Origin of the sequence: Bradyrhizobium murdochi, from assembly GCF_000472965.1 — a bacterium.
GTDB classification, from domain to species: Bacteria; Pseudomonadota; Alphaproteobacteria; order Rhizobiales; family Xanthobacteraceae; genus Bradyrhizobium; species Bradyrhizobium murdochi.
Genome location: NZ_KI421483.1, coordinates 1 through 17,292, shown reverse-complemented (window position 1 = coordinate 17,292; position 17,292 = coordinate 1). Strand labels below are relative to the sequence as shown.

At 62.7% G+C, this 17,292-nt stretch carries 19 protein-coding genes; 13 read left to right on the top strand and 6 right to left on the bottom strand.

Features of this window, described 5'->3' with window-relative positions:
- Positions 1-33 precede the first annotated feature (33 nt).
- On the bottom strand, positions 34-1,443 hold the full coding sequence (locus YUO_RS0137755; RefSeq protein WP_028351730.1) for a TAXI family TRAP transporter solute-binding subunit: 1,410 nt from the start codon (positions 1,441-1,443) through the stop codon (positions 34-36).
- A gap of 423 nt (positions 1,444-1,866) precedes the next feature.
- On the opposite strand from YUO_RS0137755, the gene YUO_RS0137750 reads away from it, so the two are divergent.
- Both YUO_RS0137750 and YUO_RS0137745 read left to right on the top strand, forming a co-directional pair.
- Positions 1,867-2,220 (top strand): DUF3307 domain-containing protein, encoded by a 354-nt coding sequence (locus tag YUO_RS0137750; RefSeq protein WP_083754910.1) that lies wholly within the window; start codon positions 1,867-1,869, stop codon positions 2,218-2,220.
- Between the two features lie 181 nt (positions 2,221-2,401).
- Entirely contained in the window at positions 2,402-2,803 is a 402-nt protein-coding gene (locus tag YUO_RS0137745; protein ID WP_028351728.1) for a hypothetical protein, read from the top strand.
- Positions 2,804-2,942: 139 nt separating this feature from the next.
- Here the strand turns inward: YUO_RS0137745 and YUO_RS0137740 are convergent, their stop codons facing one another.
- Complete coding sequence (locus YUO_RS0137740; RefSeq protein ID WP_028351727.1) at positions 2,943-3,269, bottom strand: YkgJ family cysteine cluster protein; 327 nt, start codon at positions 3,267-3,269, stop codon at positions 2,943-2,945.
- A gap of 46 nt (positions 3,270-3,315) precedes the next feature.
- Positions 3,316-4,014: a helix-turn-helix transcriptional regulator gene (locus YUO_RS0137735; protein WP_028351726.1), complete on the bottom strand. Its 699-nt coding sequence runs from the start codon at positions 4,012-4,014 to the stop codon at positions 3,316-3,318.
- A gap of 102 nt (positions 4,015-4,116) precedes the next feature.
- On the opposite strand from YUO_RS0137735, the gene YUO_RS0137730 reads away from it, so the two are divergent.
- Both YUO_RS0137730 and YUO_RS0137725 read left to right on the top strand, forming a co-directional pair.
- Positions 4,117-4,362, top strand: coding sequence for a hypothetical protein (locus YUO_RS0137730; RefSeq protein WP_028351725.1), 246 nt, complete (start codon positions 4,117-4,119; stop codon positions 4,360-4,362).
- Positions 4,363-4,425: 63 nt separating this feature from the next.
- The gene (locus YUO_RS0137725) at positions 4,426-5,157 is read left to right on the top strand and encodes a glutathione S-transferase family protein (protein WP_028351724.1); all 732 of its coding nucleotides are present in this window, start codon (positions 4,426-4,428) and stop codon (positions 5,155-5,157) included.
- Between the two features lie 63 nt (positions 5,158-5,220).
- On the opposite strand, the gene YUO_RS0137720 is transcribed toward YUO_RS0137725, so the two are convergent.
- Entirely contained in the window at positions 5,221-5,850 is a 630-nt protein-coding gene (locus YUO_RS0137720; RefSeq protein ID WP_028351723.1) for a pyridoxamine 5'-phosphate oxidase family protein, read from the bottom strand.
- A 117-nt stretch (positions 5,851-5,967) separates the two neighbouring features.
- Between YUO_RS0137720 and YUO_RS0137715 the strand changes: the two genes are divergently transcribed.
- Entirely contained in the window at positions 5,968-6,861 is an 894-nt protein-coding gene (locus YUO_RS0137715) for a LysR family transcriptional regulator (protein WP_028351722.1), read from the top strand.
- 46 nt (positions 6,862-6,907) lie between these two features.
- On the opposite strand, the gene YUO_RS0137710 is transcribed toward YUO_RS0137715, so the two are convergent.
- Together YUO_RS0137710 and pobA are read right to left on the bottom strand one after the other, a co-directional pair.
- Entirely contained in the window at positions 6,908-7,327 is a 420-nt protein-coding gene (locus tag YUO_RS0137710) for a PaaI family thioesterase (RefSeq protein ID WP_028351721.1), read from the bottom strand.
- Positions 7,328-7,572: 245 nt separating this feature from the next.
- Entirely contained in the window at positions 7,573-8,742 is a 1,170-nt protein-coding gene (pobA, locus tag YUO_RS0137705; protein WP_028351720.1) for a 4-hydroxybenzoate 3-monooxygenase, read from the bottom strand.
- A 279-nt stretch (positions 8,743-9,021) separates the two neighbouring features.
- Between pobA and YUO_RS0137700 the strand changes: the two genes are divergently transcribed.
- From YUO_RS0137700 to YUO_RS47470, 8 genes are all read left to right on the top strand, one after another.
- Positions 9,022-10,038, top strand: coding sequence for a TRAP transporter substrate-binding protein (locus YUO_RS0137700; RefSeq protein WP_028351719.1), 1,017 nt, complete (start codon positions 9,022-9,024; stop codon positions 10,036-10,038).
- 78 nt (positions 10,039-10,116) lie between these two features.
- Positions 10,117-10,626, top strand: coding sequence for a TRAP transporter small permease (locus YUO_RS0137695; RefSeq protein WP_028351718.1), 510 nt, complete (start codon positions 10,117-10,119; stop codon positions 10,624-10,626).
- Between the two features lie 6 nt (positions 10,627-10,632).
- Complete coding sequence (locus YUO_RS0137690; RefSeq protein ID WP_028351717.1) at positions 10,633-11,949, top strand: TRAP transporter large permease; 1,317 nt, start codon at positions 10,633-10,635, stop codon at positions 11,947-11,949.
- Between the two features lie 151 nt (positions 11,950-12,100).
- The gene (locus tag YUO_RS0137685) at positions 12,101-12,559 is read left to right on the top strand and encodes a DUF3237 domain-containing protein (RefSeq protein ID WP_028351716.1); all 459 of its coding nucleotides are present in this window, start codon (positions 12,101-12,103) and stop codon (positions 12,557-12,559) included.
- Between the two features lie 901 nt (positions 12,560-13,460).
- Entirely contained in the window at positions 13,461-14,261 is an 801-nt protein-coding gene (locus YUO_RS0137680; protein WP_028351715.1) for a crotonase/enoyl-CoA hydratase family protein, read from the top strand.
- 1 nt (position 14,262) lies between these two features.
- On the top strand, positions 14,263-16,149 hold the full coding sequence (locus YUO_RS0137675; RefSeq protein WP_028351714.1) for a feruloyl-CoA synthase: 1,887 nt from the start codon (positions 14,263-14,265) through the stop codon (positions 16,147-16,149).
- 34 nt (positions 16,150-16,183) lie between these two features.
- Positions 16,184-16,945, top strand: a complete 762-nt coding sequence (locus tag YUO_RS0137670) for an SDR family NAD(P)-dependent oxidoreductase (protein WP_028351713.1) — start codon at positions 16,184-16,186, stop codon at positions 16,943-16,945.
- A gap of 162 nt (positions 16,946-17,107) precedes the next feature.
- On the top strand, positions 17,108-17,292 hold a 185-nt coding region (locus tag YUO_RS47470; protein ID WP_035725689.1), incomplete at its 3' end, for a DUF4372 domain-containing protein.

Here is a 17,292-nt window from a genome sequence, read left to right as displayed (position 1 = left end):
GCGCTCCTTTGCCCACCCTACAAGAGATCGAGCTTACGCGCTCTGCGCGGTCTTCACGACCACGACCTTGTCGTCCTGCGGATGATCATGCGCGGCATGTCGCTTGAGATGTTCGCGGCGCAGGCCGATTTCGTCGCGCACGAATTCATAGCCGAGCTTGAAGGTATCCAGCCCATCGCTACTGATGGTGCCGTCGCGCAAGCCGATCACCACGCCGCGCAGGATCGCTTCCAGCTCGTCCTGCAGTTCGTCGAGCGCGTCGAGCGAGTTGGCGTATTCGACACGTTCGCCGATATCGAGAATCGCGGTCGCGAGCTGGCTGGCCTTTTCCGGTGCGATCCGGGTGACCTTGGCGTAGATGGCGGCAAAGATGGAGCCGATGATGCTGAGCGCCAATAGCGCCACATACATCAAATCGCTGTAGCGCTCGACAAAGGACTTGGTTTCGTCGTTGATGTATTCGGCAGCGCCCGGATGCGCCACGACGAAGGCGTCCTTGTCGGTCTCTGCGGGCTCGATCTTGGAGGCGAAGCCGTCGGGTAGCGCAAGCTCGGCCTTGTTCTCGTAGATGATCCGCGCAAGATCGCCGACGGTGGTGGTCGAGAGCCTGGATTGGGCGACCAGCAGCCATTCGAGCCCGATCGTCTCAACGTCTTCCGCAGGGACGGCGGGGGAGGCGGACAGCATTCCGGTCGCTACCGTCTCCTCCGAGATCGCCGGGTACTTCCTCGCGATCGCTTTCGCCGAATCGATCGCGTTCAGTGTGAAGCTGCCGCGTCTGGCATATTGCGCGTAACTCTTGTCCTTTACGATCTGCGAGGCGTGCGCGATCTTGATCACGGCGCCGAAACCCGCGGCGAACAATTGGTCGAAGGTCGCGCCCGGCGGAGCCATCTGGACCCGCGCCGCCGCATCCGGGTTGTCGGAGAGCTCGAGAATGTTGCGTACCAGCGCAGCCCCGCTCTCGTTGTCGGCGACAACGGCGATTTTCTTTTTCTTCAGCTCCGCGATGGATTTGATTTTCTTGCCGTTCGGGCTGATCAGCAACAGCAGGTCGTGTTCGAGGATCGCCAGCGCGCGGGCGCGGGGCGGAATCCTGGCGTCGGTGCGCAAGATCGCAAGGTGGGCTTCCTTGCGGTCGAACTGCGACAACGCCTTGGCATTGTCGCCGTTGGGCACGATCTTGAGCCGCAGCCGAGAGGAGTTGTTCTTCAGCACCGTCGCCAGCCCGGCCGCGAAGCGCGCCTCCGGGCCGCTGGTATCACCGACGGCAAATACCAGCGTCTCGGAATTGCGCAGCAGCGTCCGGCCACCCCACACCACCGCGGCGGTCAGGACTAGCGTCAGGATGGAAAACAGCAGGATCTGGGTCCGGTTGCTTTTGACGGCCCGCATGCGGCGACGCGGCATTTTCGGATGCGGCGTTGCGGCTTCAGCACTCATGGCTCGTACCCGGGGATCAGGGACGTGTCGCCGGCCGAGCTGGCGCCGCGGGCCGTCCGAATGAATTCGTAAATATATACAAAAGGATGATAATTTTGCCCGCCGGCCGATGATAGCCCTCTCCCATGGGATTGCAAACCGCGCCGGCCGGGTAACCTTACCCCCGGGACCACGCTGCGCGAGGTTGCCGCAGTATCGCAGTTCCGCCACACCGTGCGATTTTCAGACTACCCACAGGTGCATTCCGCCGCGGGAGATGTCATAAATAATGCAACGTTCGAATAGTCCGGGTTTGACAAGAACATTGCGCTGACAGCCTAGGCCCCGGTTTTTCGCCATCTCGTCAGTCCCAGCCAAAGGGCGTCAGCTTTGTTGTTTCCTTCGATGTCGTCCTCGATCCCGGTAGGTGCGCTGATCGGATGGATGCTGCTTCTCACGGTGAAGCACGTCATTGCCGATTTCATGCTGCAAACTTCCTGGATGGCGATCGGCAAGGATCAAAAGACCGGCTGGGCGATGCCGCTGCTCGCGCATTGCCTCGTGCACCTCGCGGTATCGCTGGCGTTGATCCTGATCGTCGCGCCGAGATTCTGGTTCGTCGCGTTTATCGATTTCTTCATTCACATCACCGTCGACCGCCTCAAGGGGATCATCGCCTCCCGGTTCGGCGTGACGCTCGAGAACGAGCATCCGTGGTTCTGGACGCTGATCGGCGTCGATCAGGCGCTGCATCATCTCACCGGTTTCGGCCTGGCGATTTTCATGGCGGCGAACTGATCCCGCCTGGCGGCATCAGTCCAATCTTCTCCGAATTCGGAATGCGCACCCACGTTGGCGCGAATCACGTTCTGATTCCGGTTCATGCGCCACTGGCAAGCGCTCCGGAACACTACTGGTGCAGGTGGTTAACCCTTCATTAGAGAATTACGCGGCATCTTCCGGATAGGGAGAACCCGCAATGTTTTCAAGCCGCGACGCCTTCGAGAACGATTTCTGTCCGGTCCGGGACGAGCTGCTGGGCGAGATGTATCGCGCCAATCCGCATGGGCTGTCGCTGCTGGTGGAAAGCGTTTCATCAGACGTCCGCGCCATGCTGGCACTGTTCTGCTACCGCCGCAGCCACCTCCACGCGCTGGCCATCGCCATCGCCGCGAGCTGCACCGAACGCGAGTTGATCTATTTCGGCGGCCGGGTCGGCTCCACGCTCTACGCGCTGTCGCGCGAACCCGCCGCGCGTTCCGCCTCGTCGTCATCTAACGGCCGCAAGCCGATCACCCTTTCGACCAAACCGCTCTCGACCTTCAAGCCGATCGAGGACGAGATCGACGACGAAGATTTTGCCGAAGCCGTGACCGCGTAAACAAACACCCAAACTCTCCGTCGTCCCTGCGAACGCAGGGACCCATAACCACCGGCCTTGGTTGGTTATCGAGCGACAGCCGTTCTGCTCTATCGATAGATCAGCGGTATGTGTCCCTGCGCCCGTGCGCAATTGCGCACTAGGAAGGGGCGACGGGAAGTATCGGCAATCCGTGCCGGTTTCGCGCCATCGCGCATTCCACGTCACCGGGCATGCAGGTCCGGCACACCTCGGGCCGCACCGCGTAGACCAGGCACGACGTCGCTTCGCCAACCTTGCCTGACAGCGCCGAACAGCGATCGCCGTCGCAGCGCATTCCCGACAGCCGTTCGTTGACGAATTGTTCCGGGATCAGGTCGAGCGCCGCATCGTCCTCGGTGGTGAAACGCGGCCAGTTCTGCGAGTAGCTGCAGCAGGCGCCACAGGCTTGGCAGGGGCTTTGGTTGTCGGCGGCGATTCCTTGCATGTTTCAGCGTTTAGCCCGGAATGGCGGCGACGGCCAGCGACCGGCCTCAAGTATCCTTTGGCGCCTCCCAGACCAGGCTCCGCCGCCATTTCGCCCGCAAGATATCGCGCCGTTCCGGATATTTTTCGTCGTGATAGACCGCGTCGACGACGCGGTCGGTGCGGAAGCTGCGAAAATCCTTCCGCAGTTCGCACCATGCCGCCAGTATCCGCACCGCCTCGTGATAGCCGACCGCGATCGGCCAGATCGTGCGCTGGCTGTCGCGGCCATGCTCGTCGCGATAATTCAGCGTGATCTTCTTGCCGTCGTGGATCTGCGCCCGCGTCCGCACCATGTCGATGCGGTCGGGCTCCCGGTTCCAGGCCCGCCGGGCGCGGCTGGCCGGCTCCAGCACGAATGGCCGCAAGCGCTCCGGCACGGTCTCGGCGACTTTCGCCATCAGGTCCTGAGCGGCGCGCGCCAATGCAGGGTCGGCGTGGCCGACCACCCATTGCGCGCCGAGCACGCAGGCCTCGATCTCATCTGGCGTGAGCATCAAGGGCGGCAGGTCGAATCCCTTTTCCAGGATGTAGCCGACGCCGGCTTCGCCGCGGATCGGCACGCGCTGTTCGATCAGGGTCGTTATGTCGCGGTAGATGGTTCGCTTCGAAGTCTCCAGCTCCGCCGCGATTGCGTCTGCGGTCAAAGGCTTCCGGGTGCGCCGGAGCACCTGAATGATTTGAAACAGCCGGTCGGCCCGTCTCATGGCTCGTCTCTTTTCCTGATCGATAGCCCGCGATGCTGACAGCATGTTGGCAGCAGGGGTTTTGTATATCGGGACAACACCTCAATTAAAGGGAACTTGTCCATGACGATTTTCACCGAATTCGGCTTCCGGCAAAGCCGCGGACCTCTCGTGAATGCCCATCGATTTGCATTGGAACAGCTCGTTTCCATCCACTGCGTCACCACCGACCTGCGCTGGGCGATGGTTGAGCTGGCATGGCGGTCGCTCATCGCCGCGTGCGCCCTGGCGCAAGAGCAGCTTGCGTCGTGGGTGCGCAAGACCCGTTCGCCGCGGGAGGAAGGCGGCGGCCGGCACTGCTGCTGCTGACACCATGGTGGCAGCAGGGGGGCGCTAGCCTCGGCCAGCGTTTTTTGAGATCGGGAGACCAGCATGATTACCGTCTACGGCTTCGGTGCCGGCTTCGGCCTGCCGGAGATCAGCCCCTTTGTGACCAAGACCGAGGTCCAGCTCAAGATGGCCGGTCTTGCCTATCGCAAGGAGAAGGCCAAGCCGCCGGCTTCGCCCAAGGGACAGTTGCCGTACATCGTCGATGAGGCCGAGACGATCGCCGATTCCACCTTCATTCGCGCGCATCTGGAGGCCAAGTATGGTTTCGACTTCGATGCGCCGCTCAGCCTGCAGGCGCGGGCGCAGGCCTGGGCATTCGAGCGGATGATCGAGCATCATATCTATTGGGCGCTGGTCGGCGCGCGCTGGGTCGACGGCGACAATTTTGCCAAGGGCCCTGCGCACTTCTTCGACAGCGCACCGGCGCACTTACGCGAGAAGATGCGCGAGGACGCCCAGTTCCGCGTCGCCGAGAACTACCTGCTCAGCGGCCTCGGCCGCCACGCCCCGGACGAGGACATCGATCTTGCCGCCCGCTCGCTGTTTGCGCTGTCGGTCCAGCTCGGCGACAAGCCGTTCTTGATGGGCGAAACACCCTGCGGCATGGACGCAACCGCGTTCGGCGCGCTCGCCGGAATCCTGACGCCGTTCTTCGAGTCGGCGCTGCGGCAGCGGACGGAGCAGTTCGCCAATCTCACCGCCTATGTCGACCGGATGATGCTGCTGTACTATCCGGAATTCGCCTGGGCGCCGGTGCAGCAGCAAGCCGCCTGATTACGGCTTTTTGTTTGACGCGTTTTCTTCACGCGAACCGGTACCACTTCGCTTGAAAACGCTTTAGCCTGCCGGAGCGGGCTGGCTCTGCAAAGCGGCCAGCTCGCTCTCAAGTTCGGCAATGCGGGCGTCGCGCACGGCCAACGCCTGCGCGACGTCGGCGGCATCGAACTTCTGCGGAATGTGCTGCGGGCAGTTGGTGTCCCACGCCGCAATCTTGAACAGGATGACCTGCTCAGGCCGCGCTTTGTAGCCGTGCGGCATCAGCGATTTCGTCAGCGCCGGATCGTCCTCCACCACGCGCGCCTCGCCCCAGATCTTCACGCGCCGGCGATGCGCATAGTCCATCACGAAAATATGTGCCTTCGGATTCTCCGATAGATTGCCCTGGCTGATGTACTGCCGATTGCCGCTGTAGTCGGCGAACGCGATGGTGTTCTTGTCGAGGATTTTGACAAAACCCTTCGGCCCGCCGCGGTGCTGGATGTAAGGCTGGCCGTCGGCCGAAGCGGTCGCGAGATAGAAGCTCGTGGTTTCCGCCAGGAAGCCGGCGAGGTTTTCGTCGATCTCGACGCGCCAGCCGCCGCGCGCCTCGACGCTGGCATAGGCCTCGCGCGAGCCCTTGCGTGTCTGGATCGCTTTTACCGCCGGGGTGAAGGCGACGTCGCTGGAATAGGTGTGAACGTCAGACATCTGAGCCTCCCGTGGACCGCCTAAACGATCGTCCTTCGGGCTTTAAGATGGATGTTTCCGTAGCTTGAACAATCTTTGGAATTGACACTTCACTATTGCTGGATATGCAATAATGGGATGGACCGGCTCGATGCGATGCAGGCCTTTGTTGCGGTGGCCGACCTGCGGGGATTTGCCCCGGCGGCGCGCAAGCTCGGCCTGTCGCCATCGGGCGTGACGCGGCTGATTGCGGCGCTGGAGGATCGTCTCGGCGCGCGGCTGCTGCAGCGGACGACGCGGCAGGTGACGCTGACCGACGCCGGCTCACGCTATCTGGAGCGGGCGCGGCGGATCCTTGCCGACGTCGAGGAGGCCGAGGGCGCCGTCGCGGGCGAGCGCACGCGCCCCGAGGGGCAGCTCGTCATCTCGGCGCCGGTCGGGTTCGGCCGGCTGCACGTCAGCGCAATCGTGACCGCCTACCTGAAGCGCTATCCCGACGTCGGCGTCGATCTCCGTTTGTCCGACCGCATGATCAACCTCGTCGAGGACGGCGTCGATCTCGCCGTCCGGATCGGCCATCTGCCCGACTCGACGCTGGTGGCGCGCCATGTCGGCGAAATGCGGCGGATCGTGGTGGCGTCGCCCGGCTATCTCCGGGCGCGCGGCGAGCCGCAGCGGCCACGGGACATCTCCGCGCATGACACGATCCAATTCGGCGCCATGACGGCGGCGCTCGACTGGCGTTTCGTTGAGGACGGCCGCGAGATCCGCGTCGCCAGCACGCCGCGCTTTGCCACCAACAGCTCGGATGCTGCGATCCAGTATGCCGAGCAGGACGGCGGGCTGACGCGGGTGATGGCCTATCAGGCCGCCGAATCGCTGAAAGCGCGGCGTCTCCGAATCGTGCTCGCGCCGTTCGAACAGCCCGCGATGCCGATCCACATCGTCTATCCGACCTCGCGGCTGCTCTCGGCCAAGGTCCGCACCTTCGTCGATCTCGTGACCGAAATCGCCGACTGGCATTTCGGGTAGTAATGTCATTCCGGGTCTGGTGCTGGCGCACCATCCCGGAATGACATCATGCCTTCTTCGGCACCACGCGAAACGTCGCATTGGCCCGCGCGATCACGGCGTCGTCGGCCTTGATCAGGCTCTGCGCGAAGCAGATCGTCTTGCCGGTCTTGACCACCTCGCTTTCGACCGCGAGCCACTGCCCGACCTCCGCGGTGCCGACGAAATCGACCGCGAGGCTGATCGTCACCAGTGACGGTACCCCGCCCATCACATGGGCGCAGCTATGGCCCATGGCGCCGTCGGCAAGCGCTGCGATAAGCCCGCCATGGATCATGCCGCGGGCGTTGGTGTGCGGTTTGGCTAGCCGCAAGCCGATGATGACAGCCTTGTCGGTCCGCTTCGAATAGAGCGGCTCCCATGGATCGGTAAGCGGGCTCTTGCGGGTGTGCGGTTCGAAGCCTTGGGGAATGTCGGTGGCTGTCATGTGCAACTCGCTGCGTAATGATTTCTCCCATCATTGAACGCAACGCACTTGCGAAGTCACCGCCTACAAAGTTTTAAACGGGATTTCGACAGGCGTTTGAAATGGCATGACGGCGAAGCGACCGTAGGGTGGGCAAAGCGCAGCGTGCCCACCATTTTATGCGGAGCGCCTGATGGTGGGCACGGCGCGAAGAGCGCCTTTGCCCACCCTACAAGTTGGATCAAAACGGCAGCCCTACGATTGGTCTAAAAAGGCAGCCCGACATAATTCTCCGACAGCGACGCGGACGCTGCCTTCGAATTGACGACGTAGTCCAGCTCGGCGAGCTGAATCCGTGCGCCGAATTCGCCCTGGTCCGGGAATTTGTGCAGCATCGAGGTCATCCACCAGGAGAAGCGCACGGCCTTCCAGACGCGCGACAAGGCCTTCGCCGAATAGCCATCGATGCCGGCGGAGGATTTCTCGTCGTAATATTCGCGCAGCGCCTGCGAGAGGTAATGCACGTCGCTGGCGGCGAGGTTCAGGCCCTTGGCGCCGGTCGGCGGTACGATGTGGGAGGCGTCGCCGGCCAAAAACATCCGGCCGAACCGCATCGGCTCGGCGACGAAACTGCGCAGCGGTGCGATGCTTTTTTCGATCGAGGGGCCGGTGACGAGTTCGTCGGCCGCCTTCTGATCGATCCGGCGCTTCAGCTCGTCCCAGAAGCGGTCGTCCGGCCACTGGTCGATATGATCGTCGAGCGAACACTGCACGTAATAGCGGCTGCGCCGGGTCGAGCGCATGGTGCAGAGCGCGAACCCGCGCGCATGGTTCGAGTAGATCAGCTCGGGGCTGACCGGCGGCGTCTCCGAGAGGATGCCGAGCCAGCCGAATGGATAGATCCGTTCAAAGGTCTGGATCGCGGACGGCTTTACGCTGGCGCGGCTGACGCCATGAAAGCCGTCGCAGCCGGCGATGAAGTCGCATTCGATCTCGTGGGTGACGCCGTCCTTGACGTAGCTGACGCGCGGGCGGTCGGTATCGAAATCGAGCGGTTTGACGTCGGCGGCCTGGTAGATGGTGGTGAGGCCGGCCGCCTTGCGCGCGTTCATCAGGTCGAGCGTCACCTCGGTCTGGCCGTAGATCATGACGGTCTTGCCGGTGGCGCCGTGCAAGTCGATGCGGTGCCGCGCGCCGCTGAACGCGAGTTCGAGACCGTGGTGGACCAGCCCCTCGCGATGGGCGCGCTCACCGGCGCCGACCTCGTCGAGCAGCGCCACCGTGCCTTCCTCGAGCAGGCCGGCGCGGATGCGGCCGAGCACATATTCGCCTGTCTGGCGCTCGAGAATGACGTTATCGACGCCGTAGCGGTGAAGTAGTTGCCCAAGCAACAATCCTGCCGGACCTGCACCTATGATTGCGACTTTTGTCCTCAATACCCGCTCCTCCCGGTATTATAGGTTTCAAGCCGGCGGTTGCCCCCAGGCTTGCAATGGTAGTTATCTTGCAATGGTAGTTATATCATATAACGGTTTTGGCAAAGGACATTGGCGCGAAACAGTATCAATGTACTTCGCGGCGGTGCACGTGGCGACCAGGGGAAGAGGAGACGCCGCGGCTGAACGTTCGCCTTGAAAAGGCGGGCGAGTTAGATAACATGTTAATTAACAGGGTCGGGCGATCGAACAGCCCGCGTGCCGAGGGAGAGGATGCCGATGAGGAAAGCATTTCTGGCGATGCTGCTGGCCGCCAGCGTGACGCCTGCGCTGGCGCAGGAAAAAACCTTCGAACTGAAGCTGTCGCATTGGGTGCCGGCCTCGCATCCGCTGCAGAAGGCGCTGGAGGAATGGGGTGCGGCGGTCGAGAAGGAATCCGGCGGCACCATCAAGTCCAAGGTGTTCCCGGCGCAGCAGCTCGGCAAGGCATTCGATCATTACGACATGGCGCGCGACGGCATCGCCGATGTCACCTACATCAACCCGGGCTATCAGCCGGGGCGGTTTCCACTGATCGGCGCCGGTGAATTGCCCTTCCTGATGTCGGACGCCAAGGGCGGCTCGATGGCGCTCGACGCCTGGTATCGCAAATATGCCGAGAAGGAGATGAAGGACGTCAAGTTCTGCCTGGCCTTCATCCATTCGCCGTCGACTTTCCATTCCCGGACGAAGAAAATCGTCACGCCCGATGACATCAAGGGCATGAAGGTCCGGCCCGCCCACGCCACCATGGCGAATTTCGTCACCCAGCTCGGCGGCACCAACGTGCAGTCCTCGGCGCCTGAGGTCCGCGACATCATCGAACGCGGCGTCGCCGACTCCGTTACCTTCCCGTGGGGGTCGGTCGTGCTGTTCGGCATCGACAAGGTGACGAAGTATCACATCGAAGCGCCGATCTACGTCACGACCTTTGCCTTCGTGATGAACAAGGACAAGTACAACCAGATGTCCGACAAGCAAAAGAAGGCGATCGACAACAATTGCAACACGGAAGCCGCCGGCCGCGTCGGCGAACCCTGGGGCAAGTATGAGGATGCCGGCGTCGAGAAGATCAAGGCGATGTCGGGTCACGAGGTCTATAAGCTGACGCCGGAGCAGACCGCGCAATGGAAGAAGGCGGCCGAGCCGCTGGTCAAGACCTGGGGCGAGAGCGTCAAGAAGAATGGCGGCGACCCGGACGCGGCGTTGGCCGAGCTCAAGGCCTCGCTCACCAAGTACAACGCGCTCGCGCAGTAGAACGCAAGCGCTCTTGCCGGCGGCAGGGATCTCCTGCCGCCGCCTCCTCCCTGCCATTGCCAGCCGTTCGGAGCGGACATGAATCGCGCGTGGATGGATCGTTTCATTGACACGATCGAATGGATCGCGGCCGGCTTTGTCGGCATCGTTGCGCTCAACATCTTCATCGGCGTCCTGCTGCGCAACACCTTCAACTATGCGATCCCCGATTCCTTCGACATCGGGCGCATGCTGCTCGGCATCCTGATCTTCTGGGGCATCGCGGCCACCAGCTATCGCGGCGGCCATATCACGGTCGATCTGATCTGGGCCAATGTCGGCCCGAGATACCAGCGCATCATCGACGTGTTCGCAACACTGGTGCTGCTGTTCGTCGTCACCGTGCAGACCTATACCCTGTTCGACAAGGTGCGCGGCACCTACAACGATAACGTCCTGACGTATGAAGTGCATATGCCAACCTGGCCGTTCTTCGCGATCGCCTGGGCAGGCGACGCCGCCGCGGTGCTTCTGATCGCGATCCGCACCTGGCGTCTGGTCTTCCATCCGGAAGACATCCATGACGCCAAGATCAAGACCGTGGAGTAGGGCGGGATGACCACCGATACCGTCGCGGTCCTGGGATTTGTCGCGCTCTTCGTGCTGATGCTGCTGCGCGTGCCGGTCGGCATGGCGATGGGCCTCGTCGGCGTCTGCGGCTTCGGTTATCTGGTCGGCTTCACGCCGGCGCTCAAGATGGTCGGCCAGACCTCGATGCGCACGGTGACCGACTACACCTTCGGCGTGATTCCGATGTTCCTCTTGATGGGCGCGTTCGTCAGCAATTCCGGCATGAGCCGCGAACTGTTCCGCGCCGCCAACGGCTTTGTCGGGCATCTGCGCGGCGGGCTTGGCATTGCTACCGTCGGGGCCTGCGGCGGTTTTGCCGCAATCTGCGGCTCGTCAGTGGCGACCGCCGCGACGTTCTCGGCCGTCGCCTATCCGGAAATGCGGCGCTATGGCTATCCGCAATCCTTTGCAACCGGCGTGATCGCGGCCGGCGGCACGTTAGGCGCCATGTTGCCGCCATCGACGGTGCTCGCCGTCTACGGCATCATCACCGAGCAGGACATCGGCAAGCTGTTCATCGCCGGCATCATCCCCGGCCTGCTCGCCATTGCGATGTACATGCTTACGATTTCGCTGATCGGCTGGTTCCGGCCGGACTTCCTGCCGGCGGGTCCGCAAACCAAATGGCGTGAGCGCTTGGCCGGCCTGAAGAACATCTGGGCGCCGGTGCTGCTGTTCATCTTCGTGATCGGTGGGCTGTACGGCCTGCCATTTCTGCCGCGCTTTACGCCGACGGAGGCAGGCGGCGTCGGCGCCACCGGTGCGTTCCTGATTGGCATACTGACGGGAAGGCTGGACAAGGAAAAGATCCTGGGTTCGTTACTGCAGGCGACCCGCACCGCAGCCGCGGTGTTCACCGTGCTGATCGGCGCGCTCATCTTCGGCTATTTCCTGACGGTGACGCAGACCCCGCAGAAGGTCACCGAGCTGCTCACCGGCCTCGGGCTCGGTCCCTACGGCATTCTGGCGCTGATCATGGTGATGTATCTGGTGCTGGGCTGCCTGATGGATGCCATGGCCATGATCATCCTGACGGTGCCGATCATCTTTCCGGTGATCGTGCATCTCGGTTTTGATCCGATCTGGTTCGGTGTCATCATCGTGATGACGGTCGAACTTGGCCTGATCTCTCCGCCGATCGGCATGAATGTCTTTGTCATCAAGAGCGTCGTCAAGGACGTGTCGTTCTCCACGATCTTCCGTGGCGTGATGCCCTTCGTGGTGACGGACTTGATCCGGCTGGTGATCCTGATCGCATTTCCTCTGCTGGCACTGTGGCTGCCGCAGCGCATGGCCGGATAGTCGTGCTGCGTCTCCCTCATGGTGAGGAGCGCGAAGCGCGTCTCGAACCATGAGGCCCCGTCTGTGGCCTACATCCTTCGAGACGCCGCTCCGCGGCTCCTCAGGATGAGGGATGTGAGCGGCTATGACGCAGTAAAAATAGGGTGATCCGATGACCCCGCAGCTTGAGACCAGATACGTCTTCACCATCACCGTGCGGATCGGCGAGGTGACCTCGGCCGGCGAGATCGGCACCGGCGTGCGCCGGATCATTCCGATCATCGGCGGCGAGGTGAAGGGCGAAATCAACGGCAAGGTCTGCGCCTTTGGCGCCGACTTCCAGATCATCCGCCCGAACGAGCTGATCGAGCTGGAAGCAAAGTACGCCTTCGAGACCGACGACGGCGCGGTGGTCTATGTCGAGAACAAGGGCCTGCGCTTCGGCCCGGTCGAACTGCTACAGAAGCTCAAGCGCGGCGAGCCGGTCGATCCAAAACTGATCTATTTCCGCACCGTGCCGAGATTCGAGACGGGCGCAGAGAAATATCACCGGCTGATGCAAAACCTCTTCATCGCCTCCGCCGCCCGCCACCCCGACCACGTCGTCATCGACGTGCATCAGGTGTTGTGAGGCTTTTGAGCCGCGGCGACCCTCCCCCTCCAGGGGAGGGTGAGCTCGCAGACATCGCAGTTGTAGGGTGGGCAAAGGAGCGCTAGCGACGTGCCCACCATCGATCGTCGTGTGCGCTGCTTGATGGTGGGCACGCTGTGACTTTGTCTGTGGCTGCCCGCGGGCAAATCACTTCTGATTTTCAGAAATCATGTCAAGTCCAGGAATCAAAAATATTCCGCTTTCGTTCTCACCTAAATCAGTCGCATAACTCCGCCTGTCTCACGGCAGATGAGGGGCGTCGGCCACGTCACGAATGCGCGGTGAGATGCGATGGACGCAGATGGCGTGATAGACGTTGCGCGCCGGAAGCGTACGGCGAAGTCGTGTGGTTCGGGCGCCGCGGTGCTGGCGTTAAGTTGCGTGAAGCCATTTGCGCAGCGACGGAGGCAAAAGAGCCGTTCTCCGGGAAGAGCACGAAGTAAGCCGTAAAGCCATTGCGCAGGGAAGGCCGGGATGCTCCCGCTGTACCTGTATGCTCGTGTGCGTTCTTTCTATGCGCAATTGCACACGAGACCGCGGGTGCGGCGCGCACCCGGTCTTCCCTGCGCCCTCTGAACGAGAGGGCGGGAAGTTGAGGGCAAACCTCGGGCGCAACGCGTCGCGAGATCGCGGAGTCATATTTTGTAGCGCGACTATCTCCATCCCCGTCGTCCCTGCGAACGCAGGGACCCATACGCCGCGGCGGATGCTGTCTTGCGGGGATGGTCGACGACTTTCCCTCAACGATCAGCAGCGGTGGTTATGGGTCCCTGCTTTCGCAGGGACGACGGCAGTGTCGTGATCGCGTCAGCCGCCTTGACTCCCGCCCAGCAAAATCGTTATAAAACATAACTATTCTGCGCAGGACCTAAAGTCGCTCATGGGAAACGCCTCCACCGCCGCTGCGGGTCAATCCGACCTGCTCAAGATCGAGCAGAAGGGCGCGGTGCTGACCGTGGGGCTTAACCGTCCGGCCAAGCGCAATGCGCTCAACGACGGCATCATCCTTGCGATCCAGGATTGCTTCTCCAATCTGCCTGATGGCACAGGCGCGGTGGTCATCCATGGCGTCGGCGACCATTTCTCCTCCGGCCTTGACCTGTCCGAACTGACCGAGCACGACGCCACCGAGGGCCTACGCCATTCGCAGATGTGGCACCGGGTGTTCGACCGCATCCAGTATAGCCGCGTTCCCGTCATCGCGGCGCTAAAGGGCGCGGTGATCGGCGGCGGGCTGGAGCTGGCCTGCGCCGCCCATATCCGCGTTGCCGAACCATCAGCCTATTTCGCGCTGCCCGAAGGCCAGCGCGGCATTTTCGTCGGCGGCGGCGGATCGGTGCGGCTGCCGCGGCTGATCGGGGTGGCGCGGATGATCGACATGATGCTCACCGGTCGCGTCTACTCGGCGACCGAGGGCTCGTCTTATGGTTTCTCGCAATATCTCACGGAGGCCGACGGCGCGCTGCCGAAGGCGCTGGAACTGGCGGAACGGGTGGCGGCGAACGCGCCGCTGACCAATTTTGCCGTGCTGCAGGCGCTGCCGATGATCGCGGAGGCCAATCCACAAACCGGCCTGCTGATGGAATCCTTGATGGCAACCGTGGCGCAGAGCGATAAAGAGGCCAAGCGCCGCATTCGCGCGTTTCTCGACCACAAGACCGCAAAGGTGAAGCCGACCTGACATGAGCGCCAAGCCCAGCGTGTCCGCCTCGACCGATTCAGCCGCGCGCGCCGATCATCCGCTGCGCCCGATCTCGTTCGGCACGCCCGCGGTGCATGTCGAGCGCCGCGACGACGGCACCATCTACCTGCGTCCGAAAGCGCAGTTGCGCGACTATCCGGTGCGCATCACCGACCGCCTGCATCATTGGGCCGCAGCGGCGCCTGACCGGGTCTTCATGGCGGAACGCAACTCGGCACGGGGCTGGCGGCAGATCACCTATGCAGAGCTCCTGACGTTATCGCGGCACATTGCGTCTGCGCTGCTGGCGCGCGGACTTTCGGCCGAGAAGCCGGTCGTCATCCTGTCCGGCAACTCGGTCGATCATGCGCTCGTCGCGTTCGGCGCGTTCTATGCCGGCATTCCCTTCTGTCCGGTATCGCCGGCCTATTCGCTGGTATCACGCGACTACGGCAAGCTCAGCTATCTGATGAAGCTGTTGACTCCCGGCCTCGTGTTCGTCGACGACGCGACGAAATTCACCGATGCGCTCGCCGCCAATGTATCGTTCGGGACCGAGATTGTCGCCTCGCGCGGTGCGGTGCCCGGCCGTGATGTCACGACGCTTGCGGATCTGATGGCGACGCCATTGCATCCGCGCCTCGACGCGGCGCATGAGGCGATCGGCCCGGACACGATCGCCAAATTCCTGCTAACGTCGGGCTCGACCGGCAACCCGAAGGCCGTGATCAACACCCAGCGCATGATCTGCGCCAATCAGGTGATGCTGCGTGAGACGCTGGCGTTCCTGAAGGACGAGCCGCCGGTCATCGTCGATTGGCTGCCGTGGAATCACACCTTCGGCGGCAATCACAATATCGGGCTGACGCTCTACAATGGCGGCTCGATGTATCTCGACGAAGGCAAGCCGATGCCCGGCGGTATTGAAGAGACCGTGCGCAATCTCCAGGAGATTTCGCCGACGGTCTATTTCAACGTGCCCAAGGGTTATGAATCGCTATTACCCTATCTGCGCGACGATGCAGCCTTGCGCAAAAAATTCTTTGCGCGGCTCCATGCGATGTTCTTCTCGGGCGCTGCGCTGTCGGCCTTCGTCTGGAACAGCCTCGACGAACTGTCGGTCCAGGAAACCGGCTATCGCGTGCCGATGCTGACCGGCCTTGGCGCCACCGAGACCGCGCCGTTCTTCATGTCGGTCAATCCGATGACCAGCCGCTCCGGCCATGTCGGGCTGCCGGTGTTGGGTAATGATGCGAAACTCGTGCCCAATAATGGCAAGCTGGAGGTTCGCGCCAAGGGCCCGAACGTGATGCCCGGCTATTGGCGTCAGCCTGATATGACGGCGAAGTCCTTCGATGAGGAAGGCTTCTACAAGATGGGCGACGCGCTCAAGCCGGCCGATCCAGATAATTTCGGCGCCGGCTTCGATTTCGACGGCCGCATCGGCGAGGACTTCAAGCTTGCCAGCGGCACCTGGGTCAGCGTCGGCCCGTTACGGGCGCGCTTCGTCGCGGCCTGCGCGCCGCTGGTGCGGGACGTCGTCATTGCCGGCATCAACCGCGACGAAATATCGGCGCTGGTGGTGCTCGACCTCGACGGTTGCCGCCTGATCAATCCAACGCTTCCGCATGACGACCTGGCCACCGCGGCGTCCGATCCGCTGATCGTCGCCGCCTTCCGCGAACGCTTTAAGAAGCTCGTTGTGGACGCAACCGGATCGTCGACCCGGATCACGCGCGCGGTGCTGCTCGATACGCCGCTGTCGATCGATCGCGGCGAGGTCACCGACAAGGGCTCGATTAACCAGCGCGCTGTTCTGGAGAACCGCAGTGCGCTGATCGAGGAGATCTATTCGTCCGTGCCACCAGCGCAGGTGATCACGCCGTAACCGAATTCGCGCAAAGCTTGTCAGGGAGAGCACCATGCAGTTGAAGGACCAGGCCGCCATCGTCACCGGCGGCGCATCGGGATTGGGCGCGGCGACCGCGCGCCGCCTCGCGGCGCAAGGCGCCAAGGTTGCAGTCTGCGATCTCAACGCCAACCTAGCAGAGGCCGTCGCGGCCGAGATCGGCGGCGTCGCCCTGATCTGCGACGTTTCCGATGCCGCCTCCGCGGAAGCCGCGATCGCCAAGGCGGCGGCGGCCCATGGTCCGGCGCGCGTACTGGTGAACTGCGCCGGCATCGGCGTCGCCAAGCGCGTGATCGGCAAGGACGGCCCGATGGCGCTCGGCGATTTCGATAAGGTGATCAAGGTCAACCTGATCGGCTCGTTCAACATGCTGCGGTTGGCGACAGCTCCGATGTCGAAGCTCGAGCCGCTTGCGACCGGCGAGCGCGGCGTGGTGATCTCGACCGCCTCGGTCGCGGCCTATGACGGCCAGATCGGTCAGTCGGCTTATTCGGCTTCCAAGGGCGGCATCGTCGCCATGACGCTGCCGATCGCGCGCGAACTGGCGCAGTTCGGCATTCGCGTGCTGACGATCGCGCCGGGCCTGTTCCTCACGCCGCTGCTCGCCAACCTGCCGCAGGAAGCGCAGGATTCGCTTGCCGCCTCGATCCCGTTCCCGCGCCGCCTCGGCCAGGCCGACGAGTTTGCCTCGCTGGCGCTGCACATGATCGACAACCCCTATTTGAACGGCGAAGTGGTGCGGCTCGATGCAGCGCTTCGCATGGCGCCGCGCTAGAACATGATGAAATCAGATTTGATTGCGACCAAGAAGAAGGTGCGCTCCCTGTCCCGCTTGCGGCAGGGCTGTCCGGGGAATGATTCACTATGTCGCGGTGCATGCTCGGCGAGACCGAGGCAAATCGGCCTTTTCTGGTTGTCGAGACACAGAAGGCCGAGCATGCGATTTCGCGATAGCATTTTTGGAAGGCTCCTTGAACCGATCAATCGGCGGCAGTTTCAGACAGTTGTGGATCGTCTGGGCGGGGATGCCTACGACAAGTCATTCAAGAGCTGGGATCATCTGGTGGCGCTGATCTACGCGCAGCTGAGCAGGAACGACAGTCTGCGCGGGGTGGTGGCGGG

Excerpts from the sequence above, each read along its gene's own strand:
- YUO_RS0137755 (WP_028351730.1), bottom strand. The coding sequence starts at position 1,443 with ATGAGTGCTGAAGCCGCAACGCCGCATCCGAAAATGCCGCGTCGCCGC.
- YUO_RS0137750 (WP_083754910.1), top strand. The coding sequence starts at position 1,867 with ATGCTGCTTCTCACGGTGAAGCACGTCATTGCCGATTTCATGCTGCAA.
- YUO_RS0137745 (WP_028351728.1), top strand. The coding sequence starts at position 2,402 with ATGTTTTCAAGCCGCGACGCCTTCGAGAACGATTTCTGTCCGGTCCGG.
- YUO_RS0137740 (WP_028351727.1), bottom strand. The coding sequence starts at position 3,269 with ATGCAAGGAATCGCCGCCGACAACCAAAGCCCCTGCCAAGCCTGTGGC.
- YUO_RS0137735 (WP_028351726.1), bottom strand. The coding sequence starts at position 4,014 with ATGAGACGGGCCGACCGGCTGTTTCAAATCATTCAGGTGCTCCGGCGC.
- YUO_RS0137730 (WP_028351725.1), top strand. The coding sequence starts at position 4,117 with ATGACGATTTTCACCGAATTCGGCTTCCGGCAAAGCCGCGGACCTCTC.
- YUO_RS0137725 (WP_028351724.1), top strand. The coding sequence starts at position 4,426 with ATGATTACCGTCTACGGCTTCGGTGCCGGCTTCGGCCTGCCGGAGATC.
- YUO_RS0137720 (WP_028351723.1), bottom strand. The coding sequence starts at position 5,850 with ATGTCTGACGTTCACACCTATTCCAGCGACGTCGCCTTCACCCCGGCG.
- YUO_RS0137715 (WP_028351722.1), top strand. The coding sequence starts at position 5,968 with ATGGACCGGCTCGATGCGATGCAGGCCTTTGTTGCGGTGGCCGACCTG.
- YUO_RS0137710 (WP_028351721.1), bottom strand. The coding sequence starts at position 7,327 with ATGACAGCCACCGACATTCCCCAAGGCTTCGAACCGCACACCCGCAAG.
- YUO_RS0137700 (WP_028351719.1), top strand. The coding sequence starts at position 9,022 with ATGAGGAAAGCATTTCTGGCGATGCTGCTGGCCGCCAGCGTGACGCCT.
- YUO_RS0137695 (WP_028351718.1), top strand. The coding sequence starts at position 10,117 with ATGAATCGCGCGTGGATGGATCGTTTCATTGACACGATCGAATGGATC.
- YUO_RS0137690 (WP_028351717.1), top strand. The coding sequence starts at position 10,633 with ATGACCACCGATACCGTCGCGGTCCTGGGATTTGTCGCGCTCTTCGTG.
- YUO_RS0137685 (WP_028351716.1), top strand. The coding sequence starts at position 12,101 with ATGACCCCGCAGCTTGAGACCAGATACGTCTTCACCATCACCGTGCGG.
- YUO_RS0137680 (WP_028351715.1), top strand. The coding sequence starts at position 13,461 with ATGGGAAACGCCTCCACCGCCGCTGCGGGTCAATCCGACCTGCTCAAG.
- YUO_RS0137675 (WP_028351714.1), top strand. The coding sequence starts at position 14,263 with ATGAGCGCCAAGCCCAGCGTGTCCGCCTCGACCGATTCAGCCGCGCGC.
- YUO_RS0137670 (WP_028351713.1), top strand. The coding sequence starts at position 16,184 with ATGCAGTTGAAGGACCAGGCCGCCATCGTCACCGGCGGCGCATCGGGA.